Source organism: Furfurilactobacillus milii (assembly GCF_009864005.1).
Taxonomy (GTDB): Bacteria; Bacillota; Bacilli; order Lactobacillales; family Lactobacillaceae; genus Furfurilactobacillus; species Furfurilactobacillus rossiae_B.
Window position 1 is genome coordinate 68748 of sequence record NZ_WEZQ01000014.1, and the last position, 12998, is coordinate 81745.

General features: G+C 46.2%; 11 protein-coding genes. 7 read left to right on the plus strand and 4 right to left on the minus strand.

Annotated features, from left to right (window positions below):
* The first annotated feature begins 1 nt into the window (after nt 1).
* The 3 genes from citE (at nt 2) to GB993_RS08055 (ending at nt 3641) form a co-directional block, all read left to right on the plus strand.
* On the plus strand, nt 2-916 hold the full coding sequence (citE, locus tag GB993_RS08045) for a citrate (pro-3S)-lyase subunit beta (RefSeq protein WP_017260633.1): 915 nt from the start codon (nt 2-4) through the stop codon (nt 914-916).
* Nucleotides 906-2444, plus strand: a complete 1539-nt coding sequence (gene citF / locus GB993_RS08050) for a citrate lyase subunit alpha (RefSeq protein ID WP_161003845.1) — start codon at nt 906-908, stop codon at nt 2442-2444. Before citE ends, citF begins: the two co-directional genes overlap by 11 nt.
* 306 nt (nt 2445-2750) lie before the next feature.
* Entirely contained in the window at nt 2751-3641 is an 891-nt protein-coding gene (locus tag GB993_RS08055; RefSeq protein WP_161003846.1) for a LysR substrate-binding domain-containing protein, read from the plus strand.
* Nucleotides 3642-4207: 566 nt separating this feature from the next.
* On the opposite strand, the gene GB993_RS08060 is transcribed toward GB993_RS08055, so the two are convergent.
* Complete coding sequence (locus tag GB993_RS08060) at nt 4208-6058, minus strand: FAD-binding protein (protein ID WP_238331629.1); 1851 nt, start codon at nt 6056-6058, stop codon at nt 4208-4210.
* Between the two features lie 169 nt (nt 6059-6227).
* Here GB993_RS08060 and GB993_RS08065 point away from each other — a divergent pair, with 169 nt between their 5' ends.
* Nucleotides 6228-7154 carry a LysR family transcriptional regulator gene (locus GB993_RS08065; protein WP_161003848.1) on the plus strand — a complete coding sequence of 309 codons (927 nt, stop codon included), beginning with the start codon at nt 6228-6230 and terminating at the stop codon, nt 7152-7154.
* Here GB993_RS08065 and GB993_RS08070 read toward each other — a convergent pair.
* The gene (locus GB993_RS08070) at nt 7151-8056 is read right to left on the minus strand and encodes a LysR family transcriptional regulator (protein WP_161003849.1); all 906 of its coding nucleotides are present in this window, start codon (nt 8054-8056) and stop codon (nt 7151-7153) included. The genes GB993_RS08065 and GB993_RS08070 overlap by 4 nt on opposite strands.
* A 124-nt stretch (nt 8057-8180) precedes the next feature.
* Here GB993_RS08070 and GB993_RS08075 point away from each other — a divergent pair, with 124 nt between their 5' ends.
* From GB993_RS08075 to lpdD, 3 genes are read left to right on the plus strand one after another with little or no spacing between them, the layout of a single operon-like run.
* Nucleotides 8181-9656 carry a UbiD family decarboxylase gene (locus GB993_RS08075; protein WP_161003850.1) on the plus strand — a complete coding sequence of 492 codons (1476 nt, stop codon included), beginning with the start codon at nt 8181-8183 and terminating at the stop codon, nt 9654-9656.
* A gap of 9 nt (nt 9657-9665) precedes the next feature.
* Complete coding sequence (locus GB993_RS08080) at nt 9666-10271, plus strand: UbiX family flavin prenyltransferase (RefSeq protein ID WP_487957254.1); 606 nt, start codon at nt 9666-9668, stop codon at nt 10269-10271.
* Nucleotides 10268-10693 (plus strand): prenylated flavin chaperone LpdD, encoded by a 426-nt coding sequence (gene lpdD, locus GB993_RS08085; RefSeq protein WP_161003852.1) that lies wholly within the window; start codon nt 10268-10270, stop codon nt 10691-10693. The genes GB993_RS08080 and lpdD overlap by 4 nt, the downstream gene beginning before the upstream one ends.
* A gap of 127 nt (nt 10694-10820) precedes the next feature.
* Here the strand turns inward: lpdD and GB993_RS08090 are convergent, their stop codons facing one another.
* Nucleotides 10821-11945, minus strand: a complete 1125-nt coding sequence (locus tag GB993_RS08090) for an ABC transporter permease (RefSeq protein ID WP_238331630.1) — start codon at nt 11943-11945, stop codon at nt 10821-10823.
* Nucleotides 11938-12831, minus strand: coding sequence for an ABC transporter ATP-binding protein (locus tag GB993_RS08095; RefSeq protein WP_161003853.1), 894 nt, complete (start codon nt 12829-12831; stop codon nt 11938-11940). The genes GB993_RS08090 and GB993_RS08095 overlap by 8 nt, the downstream gene beginning before the upstream one ends.
* Between the last annotated feature and the right edge of the window lie 167 nt (nt 12832-12998).

Here is a 12998-nt window from a genome sequence, read left to right on the forward strand (position 1 = left end):
TATGGCTGAAACTGAAGAACGCTTACGCCGGACAATGATGTTTGTTCCCGGTAATAACCCCGCAATGGTTAAGGATGCCGGTATCTACGGTGCTGACTCCATTATGTTTGACCTTGAAGATGCCGTTTCAATGGCTGAAAAGGATGCTGCTCGTGCATTAGTTTACGAAGCATTGAAGTCACAAGATTACGGCAACGCTGAACTGGTTGTCCGGATTAATGGTGACGACACACCTTATTATCACAATGATATTAAAGCAATGGTTAAGGCCGGCATCGACGTTATCCGTTTGCCAAAGACTGAAACTGCAGACATGATCAAAACGTTGGAAGCAGATGTTTTAGCTGCTGAAAAGGAATTTGGTCGTGAAGAAGGTTCAACCCACTTGATGGCTGCTATCGAAAGCGCCAAGGGGGTCTTAAACGCCCCAGCAATTGCTGCCGCTTCTGACCGCATGATCGGGATTGCATTGTCTGCTGAAGACTACACAACTGACATGAAGACACACCGTTACCCAGATGGTGCCGAATTAGAGTTCGCCCGCAACATGGTTCTGCATGCTGCTCGTGCGGCTGGCATCGCTGCGTTCGATACTGTCTTCACTAACATGGATGATACTGAAGGCTTCTACCGTGAAACGCGGTACATTCACCAACTTGGTTTCGATGGTAAGTCACTGGTTAACCCACGCCAAATTGCTATGGTTAACGAGGTCTACCAACCAACGGCCAAGGAAATTGCAAATGCTAAGAATGTTATTAACGCCATTGAAGAAGCTCGGATCAAGGGTTCCGGTGTTATCTCAATGAATGGTCAGATGGTTGACCGTCCCGTTGTTCTTCGGGCACAACGGGTTATGCGTTTGGCAAAAGCTTCACACTTAGTAGATGAGGAGGGCAATACCATTGAAAAATAATGTAAATCGCGAGTTGCCAGATGATGTTATGGCAGCCTTAGACTACAAGCCATATGAAACAACTAATATCGGTAACCCAGATATTCAACGGGTTGCGCCTTCTGTTCACGTTCAAACGGGTGACGACAAGTTAGTTGACTCCATCGAAGACGTTGTTAAAGCAACGGTTAAAGATGGCATGACCATTTCATTCCATCACCACTTCCGTAACGGTGACTTTGTGTTTAACAAGGTGATGCGGGTTATCATCGATGCTGGTATTAAGAATCTAACATTGGCACCATCTTCACTGACTGGTGTTATGAACGACATGGTTATTGAAGCCATCAAGGCTGGTACGGTAACCAACATCACGAGTTCGGGGATGCGTGGTTCACTAGGTGACTTCGTATCACACGGTAACTTGAAGAACCCAGTTATCTTCCGTTCACACGGTGATCGTGCCCGTGCCATTGAACATGGTGACATTAAAATTGATGTTGCCTTCCTTGGTGTGCCAAACGCCGACAAGCTAGGTAATGCCAACGGGATGGACGGTAAAGCTGTCTTTGGTTCATTAGGCTACGCTTTGATGGACGCACAGTATGCTAACAAAGTGGTGCTGTTAACGGATAACTTGATGCCATACCCGAACACGCCTGCTTCAATCAAACAGACACAAGTTGACTACGTGGTTCAAGTGGACCAAGTAGGTGACCCAGACAAAATTGGTTCTGGAGCAACTCGTTTCACCAAAGATCCTAAGGAATTGAAGATTGCGTCAACAGTTAATGATGTGATCGTTAACTCCCCATACTTTAAAGATGGCTTCTCATTCCAGACTGGTTCTGGTGGTGCTGCCTTGGCAGTTACCCGTTACCTGCGTCAGGCTATGATTGACAACAAGATCAAGGCCTCGTTTGCTTTAGGTGGCATCACCAAGCCAACGACAGACCTGTTAAAAGAAGGTTTGATTGACCGCGTGATGGATGTGCAGGACTTTGATAAGGGTGCTGCTGATTCCATGCACACCAACCCTAAACAACAGGAAATCGACGCTTCGTGGTATGCCGATCCTGATAACAAGGGTGCAATGGTTGATCAACTGGATGTTGTTATCCTGAGTGCTTTGGAAATTGACACGAAGTTCAACGTTAACGTTATGACTGGTTCAGATGGTGTCATCCGTGGTGCCGTTGGTGGACACCAAGATGCCGCTACTGCTAAACTGACGATTATCTCTGCACCGTTAGTTCGTGGCCGAATTGCAACGGTTGTGCCAGATGTTACGACAGTTGTTACGCCTGGTGACTCCATTGATGTTCTGGTTACCGAATACGGTATCGCCATCAACCCTAAGCGTAAGGACCTACAAGAATCATTAGGTCATTTAGCTGGTGTGCCAGTGTACACAATCGATGAATTACAAAAGATGGCCGCTGCCAAAGTCGGCACGCCCAAACCACTTGAATTTACCGACCGCACAGTTGCCCTCGTGGAATACCGCGATGGTAGTGTGATTGACGCGATTCATGAGGTAAAAGATTAGAGCGTGAACACCCCGGTTTAGAGCCGAGCAATAACATAAAACAAGCGTTGTAAAGGTGAACTTTCCTTTGCAGCGCTTGTTTTGAGTTATGCACAAGGCTCGTGGGGTGTGAACGCGTTTTGGCTATGTAACAGTGCAAACTACTATTTTGGATCAGTTTTGCCGAGTTGATACCTAAATTTTTCACGAAACTGTGTACAAAATCGCATTTTCCTACCAGCCATGCGAAATGGCTAACCGACATTTGAGAAGTATGGTAGTCTTTAGATATTGTGATTAACATTCAACGGAAGGGGCGCAAACGACGTGAACACGCGCGACTTGGCCTATTTTTCATCATTAGTAGAATTGAGAAACTTTACGGTGGTTGCTAGCCGTTTTAACGTGAGTCAGCCGACCATTACGGTGGCGATTCAGCGACTGGAAAATGAGTTTGGCGCGCCGTTGGTTCAACGTGATCGTGCCCATAATAAACTGACTATTACGCGCGCAGGGATTTTACTGTATCAGCGTGCTCAACGCATCTTAAAGGACTTAGACCTAGCGCACAGTGAGGTATCTCGTGCCAATCAATCGACCATTCAGTTTGGTATGCCACCAATTATCGGCACGATGTGGTTTCCGTTAATTGCAGGCCAGCTGTTTTCAAAGGGGCTGCTAAATTACACTCAAACGTTGGAAGTTGGTTCTGATCAGTTGTTGAAGGAGTTAGAGTCCGGCAACATTGACGTTGCATTGCTTGGATCGGTTCGCCCACTTCACGAGGAAAATCTCGATATTACATTGTTGGCATCGCACCCATTTAAAGCAGTTGTCAGCAAGGAACATCCGTTGGCAGACGCTGGACATATTTCGTTTGAACAACTGGCACGGGATAATTTTATTACGATGACTGGGAAGTTTGTTCACCCACAAGCGTTGAAGGCCTACAGTGAATATGCTGGTTTCAAACCGAATGTCATTTATAGCACGCCAACATTGTCGTTAATTAAAGGGTTGGTTAGAGCTAATTTAGGTGTTAGTTTACTGGTTGACGATGCGGTTCAACCTAGCGACGATGTGGTTGCGTTGACATTGGACGACCCATTACCTGAGCGGTTTAACATGTCGCTAGTCGTGCGGAAGGCGTTTTTGCCGAACAAGATTCAGCAAGAATTCATCAGCACACTGTTCGCGCTCAAACAAACGGTGGCGTAGAGGTCTAACAGCTTAAATGCCGCCTGCGGTTGTCAACATTGGAACACCGCCGCGGGACCGGTTTGAGCCTCCTGAGAAACCGGAGTCTCGCACCTCGTCGTAAAGCTTCGTGACCCCCTCGAATCTTTACGACCGTCCGTAACCTAAATTCGGAAAATCGCCGAATTAACGTTACTTTCACGACTTGGTTCCAATGTTGACGCCCTCCGACTATAAAGAACTTAATTGGCTACTGAACATTTATGCATGTTCAGTAGCCAATTTTGTATAATTTACCTGTTATACGAGTGAAGCGGACCAGAGACAGAGTTCCCTGTCGACAACACTTATGGCTTGGTTTGGGGCCATTTAGTGTTGTGGGACGAATTCTGAGACGGTTTTTGGCTCAGAATCGAGGTTGAAAACCGCGTTTTTTGCGGGTTGAGACTTGGTCCTCACGGAACGGCGTCTCTGGTCTGCGAAACGGCATTACATTGTTAATATACTAGCCAGTAATAAATCGAAACCGTCGCAACACTCTTTTTATCCGAGTATTGCGGCGGTCTTTTAGACTAAAAATCGAAAAATTAATGAGTTACTTTTGAAAGCGCATCCTTTACGGCGTCTTTAATAGCGCGGCTAGATACTGATGCACCCGAAACAGCATCAACATCATAGGTGTTGTTAGCGACCATGCGTTTAGGCAAAACCTTCACAGCCTCGCCGCCAACTTCACCGGTTTCGCTTTGTTGAACGACTTCAACATTCTGTAAGCGATCACTATTATAAGTGATGCGAACGACGACCTTGCCACCGATACCGGTTGCACTGCTACCAAGATATTGGTGGGCGCCGACTTTGATATCTTGAGGCGTTTCGTCAGCGACTAGGTCGTTACTGCCAGTTAATGTGGGTTTACTTTCGGTTTGGCTAGCACTAGTAGAAGCATCAGTTGCGGATGCAGTTGTTGTATCGCTGCTATCAGATTTAGGTTTAGCCGCATTTTCACCGGCAATTTTACCGAAAATCAAACATTCAGCAAGGTTTCCGCCGCCTTGATACTGGTTAGCTGAAATGCCACCCAGTTCACCAGCACCGTACAAATGAGGAATTGGTTGCTGATTGGCGTCCAAAATCTCAGCATTGACATTACGACGTGGACCGCCTTGTGTATTTAACACGTCATGAGTTAGTTCAATAGCGTAGTAGGGGCCGTCATTAAATGTTCGCATGGTTTTAGGATCACGGTTGAATGAATAATCTCTGCCCTGTTTGGCAAACGTATTAAAGTCATTGATGGTCGCGGATAAGATTTCAGGGTCAGCATTGATCTTATCTGCTAAGTCCGCTACGGAATCTGCGCTTACGAGGTCGTCTAAAAATTCAGGGTATGGCAGCTTCTCTGCATCTTTAAATTGATCATACTGAGCTTGGTCAAAGACCAGGTGCGGGTGGACGTTGGTCCGTGGAATTCGCCATGTGCCGTGGTCATAAATGTGGCCGTGACGGTTCGGTTCATCTTCTTTAAAGTAACGGCTACCATCATCTGCAACAGTAATAATACTACCGGAAAACATGCTGTCACCGGGTGTAAGCAACAATCGAGCCCGTTCGCCTTGTTTAGGTTTGAATGCCATACCGCTGAGAAAACCAAGTGCTTCGTAATTATTCATATGCCACATATCGGCACCGACTTCCTCAGCCATACGTAAGCCGTCACCACGGTTGTACAAAGTACCTAGCACGCCAAGATGACTGGCACCTAAGTAGTCTTGAATATCTTTTTGACTGTTTTCAAAACCGCCAACAGCTAGTACGACACCATTCTTGGCTTGAATATTGTATGTGTGCCCTTGACGTTTGATTTGTGCTCCTGTGACAATTTTGGTTTCTGGATCTTGCAACAAATGCAATGCTGGTGACTCAAGCCAAACATCGATTTTATCAGCGCGGTCCATAACTTTTTGGCGTAAAATTTGCCAAAGCGCGGCGTCAAACATGCCTTTATGAACTGTTGTGAAATCGTATGAATGGACACCTTCATATTCCGGGTATTCAAACACTGCTTTATCCAAAGGCAATGGTGCAATCTTTGCCAAATCTTTCTTAGCACTGATTGGTTCAACGCCGAGGTATTTGCGGACATAGTCACGCATATGGACCATACCGTCGACGTAAGTATCAATCATATCTTCATCAAGTTTCATCGGTGCCGTCAATGCTTTGTAGTATTTTTTAGCTCCGTCAAAATCATCGCCAGTACCAAGAAGTTGGGCAGAATAACGGGTGTTACCACCTTCATGTCCGTTTGGAGCGGCGTCGGTTAGCAAAACTCTGGCACCAGCATCGGCTGCAAAACGTGCGGCAGTGGCGCCTGCACCGCCAAATCCGAGAACAATCGCGTCATATGTGGCATCCCATGAAGTTGCGTTAGTCATCAATGTCATCCTTTCAAATCCTTGTGCAGTTATTAACAATAACCACATTATGTAACCGATAACATTGAAAGTGAAATGCTAAAATCAGACGTGGGCTATTACAAAACGGTAATGATTTAGTACTTATCATGATAAAATAAACGAAACACAGTCATGAAAGTGAGCAACGATGAAGAAACGATTGGTTGATTTTTTAGCGGCAGTTAACCGGTATGACACAATGACGGCGATTGCTCAAGGACTATACATGAGCCAGCCGTACGTCAGCCGACAGATTGGTGAGGCTGAAAAAGAGTATGGCGTTCAGTTAGTTGATCGAACATTGCCGATTCATTTAACGTATGCTGGTGAGCGATTGCTGTCGTATTTGCAACAGGAACAACAGTTACATCGAGCGATGGATACTGAAATGGAAAGCTTAGGAAGGTTTGAGTATGGTTCACTCTCTTTGGGTATCAATCAACCTTTAGCGGCCAGTTGGTTTGCCGAGCTACTTCCCGAGTTTTACAAACGGTTTCCACAGATGCACTTATCTATTCAGGAAGTTACCACTTCGCGCGCAGAGAATATGTTGCCAGATGGGCAGTTGGACATGTTTATCGGCAAGACGGTTTATCAGCCACGAGTGGTGACGAAACCATTAGGCATCATGAAATTGGCACTACTGGTGCCGGCTACGTCACGGCTTTATCGCAAGGACAGGTTCTGGCGACAGGCCACTGCAGAGACGATTAGCCGACTAAATGGTGAAAATTTCATTCGTATTGGTGGTGAATCACGGTTTCAAGAACTAGTAGACCATGCTTTTCGCGACAACGGCATCCATATTAACAATCGAATGGAGGTCAGTGACTCGCGGATTGCCTTCAGTTTGGCATTAAAACAATTAGGGGCCGTTATCGTTAATGTGAATAGTGCCAAGAAATTATCAACAGATCTGCCCATTAACGTGTTTGAGTTTTCACCGGAAATGATGAGTTTAGATTTCAGCGTCGCCTATCGAAAAGCATTAGTACCATCAGAACCGTTAAAATTCCTGATTCAAACGTGCGTTAAGAAGGCTGATGTATTGATGAAGCAAGGATACGAGCTCTAATGTTGCGGCTGCGACTTGATAGCACTTTGGATATAGTGCAATAGTTGCTGAACAGCGGCACTATGGCGATCAGCATCGTAAACAAATTGTAGGTGACTTGTAATAGGCGTCGTTAGTGGCCGCATCACTAGCTGGTCCGTCATAAAGGGGCGCACGGATTCTTTGAACAGTAGCGTGCATTGTTGGGAGTTGGCGACAACGCTTAAAATAGTTTCAATATGAGTACTTTCAAAATGAATCGACGGGGTGAAACCAGCTGCCTGACATAATTTAATAAGGGTTTCATAAACACCGGAACCCTGGGGAAGTGACGTGAACGCATTGTCGGCTAAGTCGGCAGGCGCAATCGTCGCTTTTTTTGCGAGGGGATGGTTCGCCGGCAGCACGACCACTAACTCGTCGTCGAGTAGATTGACCTGACTTAAGTGATGATGCTGAAGGTAGGTCGTATTTAAATCACGAATAATGATGGCATCCAGTAATTGTGATTGTAGTGCTGAAACAATGCGCTGTCCCTCCGTTTCCTGAAGTTGGACACTGACGTTCGGATAATCTTGCATAAAATTGGTCAAGGCTTGCATGAGCCCATATTGAGACATGATCGGGACACTACCGATGCGAATGCTGCCGCGTCGCAAGTCTTCAACTGTAGTGACTGCCTCACGCATTTCATTGTACTGACTGAGCAGCTGCTGAGCGTAGCGGTAAAAAGTTTCGCCACTTTCCGTGATTTGAAGGCTCCGCCGATTGGTCGTGCTAATCAATTCTGCATCGACTTCCTGTTGGATACCTTTCAAACGTTTGGAGAGAGCCGACTGGGTCATTTGCAAACTGACAGCAGCGTTAGACACACTTTGGGTTTCGTAAGTGGCGATAAAGGCCCTTAGATCATCGATTGTCATGTCATCCTCTTTTCTATTCCATTTAGGAATAACAATACAACAAACGCGATTTGTTCACAACGTGTTTCCAACGTAAGCTAATCATTGTAAAGCAAGGTTGAAACGTGCGAAGGGAGCGATCGTAATGGCAAACGAACCATATGATTTGAGAAAAGTATTAGACGAACTAAAAAAAGAGCCAGGTCAGTATCATGAAACAGATGAACCAGTTGATCCTAACGCAGAGTTGTCTGGTGTCTATCGGTATATTGGCGCAGGTGGCACCGTGATGCGACCGACTCAAGAAGGTCCAGCAATGATGTTCAACAACGTCAAGGGATTCGCAGATACGCGAGTTCTAATTGGACTGCTTGCCAGTCGCAAACGGACTGGATTGATGTTTCATCACGATTATCAAACATTGGGTCAATTTTTGAACGATTCAGTCGAGAACCCTGTGGCACCAGTTATGGTGAATGAAAATCAGGCGCCGGCCCATGAGGTGATTCATCGGTCAGACGAGGACGGTTTTGATATTCGTAAGCTAATTGCCGCCCCGACAAACACCGAGTACGATGCCGGACCATACATCACGATGGGACTCGTTTACGGTTCAAACATGGATAAGACCATGAGTGACGTTACGATTCACCGGATGGTATTAGAGGATGAAGACACTATTGGTATTTTCATTATGCCTGGTGGCCGGCACATTGGGGCGTTTGCAGATGAATATGAAAAAGCTAACAAGCCGATGCCGGTCACCATTAACATCGGATTGGACCCGGCAATTACATTAGGGGCAACGTTTGAGCCACCGACCACGCCACTTGGCTATAACGAACTGGGCGTGGCGGGAGCGATTCGCCAGGAACCAGTTCAGTTAGTTGATGGCGTCAGTGTTGATGAAAAGGCGATTGCGCGTTCTGAATTCACGATCGAAGGCTACATCATGCCAAACGAACGGATGCAGGAGGATATTAATACCCATACTGGTAAAGCGATGCCTGAATTTCCTGGTTATGACGGGGATGCCAATCCTGCGGTGCAGGTCATCCAGGTTAAAGCGGTGACTCATCGTAAGGACCACCCAATTATGCAAACGGTTATTGGCCCAAGCGAAGAACATGTGAACTTGGCAGGTGTGCCAACAGAGGCCAGCATTTTATCGCTGACTAATCGTGCGATTCCGGGGAAAGTCTTGAACGTTTATAATCCCCCTGCAGGTGGCGGTAAGTTGATGACAATCATGCAGATTCACAAAGATAATGAAGCTGATGAAGGGATTCAACGACAGGCAGCCTTACTCGCATTTTCTGCGTTTAAAGAATTGAAGACGGTTATTTTAGTTGATGAAGATGTTGATATCTTTGATATGAACGATGTGATTTGGACTTTGAACACGCGTTTTCAGGCCGACCAGGATATTGTTGTGTTACCGGGAATGCGTAATCATCCACTTGATCCATCCGAACGGCCACAGTTTGATCCGAAGTCTATTCGTATCACGGGGATGTCCTCCAAGATGATTTTGGACGGAACAGTGCCGTACGATATGAAAGATCAGTTTGTTCGAGCTCAATTTAAAGAAGTCAAAGATTGGCAGAAGTACTTGAAGTAATTACTAACGATCAACAGAGGTTGCAAACGACAGAAGGAGGCAAAAATGAAACGCATTGTGATTGGGATTACTGGCGCATCTGGAACGATTTACGCAATCGCCTTGCTCAAGGCGTTAAAGCAGTATGCGGATGTTGAAACACACCTCGTCATGAGCACTTGGGCTAAGAAAAACCTGGAATTGGAAACAGATTTATCGCTCAGCGAGGTGCAACATTTAGCAGACTATACGTATAACATTAATGACCAAGGTGCAGCCATCGCAAGCGGTTCATTTTTGCATGATGGTATGGTCATCGTGCCGGCCAGCATGAAGACGATTGCGGGTATTGCTGTTGGATATGGGGATAATCTGATTGCGCGGGCGGCTGATGTCACAATGAAAGAGCAACGCAAACTTATCATCGTTCCACGTGAAACGCCGTTGAGTGCGATTCACCTTGAAAACATGACGAAGCTGGCACGTCTAGGTGTTCAGATGATTCCACCAATCCCGGCCTTCTATAATCATCCCCAAACCATTCAGGATTTGGTTGATCACCAGACCATGAAGTTACTGGATGCATTACACATTGCAAATAATGTTGATCAGCGTTGGGAGGGGATGGCCAAATGATGCAAAGTGATCGGCAGATGTTTCAAACGACTCGGCAAGACTATACTATTCAAGCCGACGTACGTTTAATTGGCAAGGATGTGCTGATTGTAGTAACCGGCGGAGATCATCCACATATTGGTGATGTCACAACATTGACGGCCACTACGGAGCTGCAAACAGTTAAGTTTCCCAGTCATGACGGTCGGTTCCACAAGGATAATGTTGTTGGAGAACAAGTCGCTAAGGTAATACAAACGGTTTTACCGGGTAGTTGCACGATTACCTCTGGTATTCACGTGGATCATATTTCACAATCTCAAATTGACGCAGCGGTGCCGATGGGCGATGACCTGGGCGTTCAAATCAAAACGTGGCTTCAACAACAAACGATTTCGACATCCGCACCAGTTTATTATTCCGATGGTGAAAACCCTCAATAAGGGTTATGCTCGACGTTCCGCGGAGTGGGGACGGCCGTTTCATGGGACCGGTCTTAGCCTGCAAAAACCGCAGTCTTCCACCTCGATTCGAAGCCGAAAATCACGTCTTCGAAGTCGTCCAGCTATACTAAGTGGCCCAAATTGCCACACTCACCCAAACTTCTGAAAGTGCGGCGTTACCGACTGCGTAACGAACGGGCATCAGACTTTGAGAGAGAAATGGGACATAAGAACCGATTCGAATGAGTAGGCTATTACTATTCACCGCGATGAAGGAAGCAACGTAAGCCAGCATCCCCACCGTCGTTAACGGTGACAGCGCTTGGCTGACTTCCTCTTGGCGTGTGACCATGGAGCCTAACATTGCGGCAATGACGGTGTACAACATGACACCGAGAACAAAGTAGGCCACTAGCACACTCACCATCCCCGGTTGAATTTGGCTAAAGGAAAAGTTACCTAAGAAGCTGATGTTGTGGTTGAAGTATTGCATCCCAATCAAACCGGCAATTCCGGTAATGATGACTTGCAGGACGATCAGCGCCAGCATACCAGTCACCTTACCGAAAAATTGCGTCACCGGACTGACACTGCTGACCAATATTTCCATAATGTGAGAGCCTTTTTCAGTGGCAGTTTCCTGAGCAATCATACTAGTGTACATTGCGATAAACATGTAGATCAAAAAGGTAACGACAAAGGCGACGACTAGGTTAGCCCCTTGTTGGTTGGATTTTTGACGGCGAACGACTCCATTTTGATAAGCGACATTTTGGGTTTTATACGAAGCGGGGGCAAACAGTTGTTGTAATTGTTTGGCAGTCAGTCCGAGCTGCTGGGCGGCCTGCCGCAGTTTTAATGTATTCAGGTTATTTTTAAGCGTGTCACTGTCTAGCGAATTGCCATTGGTCCGTTGTCGATAAACAGCGCTAACCGTTTGACCAGTCGTGGTGACATTAAGGTAGCCGTCGATCTTTTCGTGACTCAATCGTTTCTCAGCAACTCGTTCAGTGGAAATGGCCTTGTTGACACGGTAATCGCCATGTGTGGGTGATTCCACCAATGCATTACGCAAAGCCACGTTATTGCTGGTGATGGCAATGGTTGGCGTCTGATTGGTTTTATTAGTGATAAACGCAAACAACGCGATGGCTGCAATGATTAATACTGGAAAGAATAGTGAAAATAGATAGGCGGGCGACTTGATGTTCTTGCGAATAACTTGGCGGGTGACGACCATAAACTTATTCATGATTGGCCACCTCGATTCTGAAGATTTCATCTAACGACGGCGGCTCTTGCGAAAATTCCGGAATGTAACCTTTACTGGTAGCGGCTTTGAATAAGTCGTGACCCACGGCTTCATTGTCTAGCGTTAGTTCGTAGGCATTACCACGTTGCTGAACGTCATTGACACCAGGAAAGGCGACTAATGTTGCTCGGTCCAACGGTGAGCGCAAACGGACACGGGTGTTGCCGAACTGTGACCGAATCTCATCTGGTGTGCCACTAAGGACGGTTTCACCGTTTCTTAGCATCAGTAGATGATCACTGATGCGTTCCACGTTTGCCATGTCATGAGAGGAGAAGATGATGCTGGCGCCATTTTGCTTCATTTCGATGATGCTGTCTTCGAGTAGTTGGGCATTAACAGGATCGAGACCGCTAAATGGTTCATCAAGGATAATGAGTTTCGGTTGATGGATTAATGTGGCAATTAACTGAACCTTTTGTTGATTCCCCTTGGATAGGTCCCTGATTTTATCTGTCAGTTTGCCCTTAACATTAAAGCGCGCCATCCACTGTGGGAGAGCTTTTCGTGTAACAGCGGGTTTTTGCCCACGAAGGGCGGCAAAGTAGACTACTTGGTCCTGGATGGACATACGGGTGTAGAGGCCACGTTCCTCGGGCAAGAAGCCAACCGTATTGTAGTCGGCTTTTGTCAGGGGATGACCTTGCCATAAAACGGTGCCTCTATCAGGTTGTAGAAGGTTTAAAATCACCCGAAACGTGGTGGTTTTGCCAGCGCCGTTTTGACCGATCAGGCCCATGATTTCGCCTTCTTGAATGGTAAATGATTCGTCCTCAACACCTTGTTTTGGGCAGAATCGTTTTGTTAAGTTTGCTACAGTTAGCATGTGATTACCTCGTTTAGAGTGCGTCATTACCGTGAACATTAACACTGTCAGTATATGAAAAAATGCAACGAATGAACAGAAAATTTGTCTGTTTAGATGGGTTAGGCTTGCATTCGAGTGGGTGGAAAGCGCTAGTATATAGTCACGGTGGTTGTTAACTGCCTTTT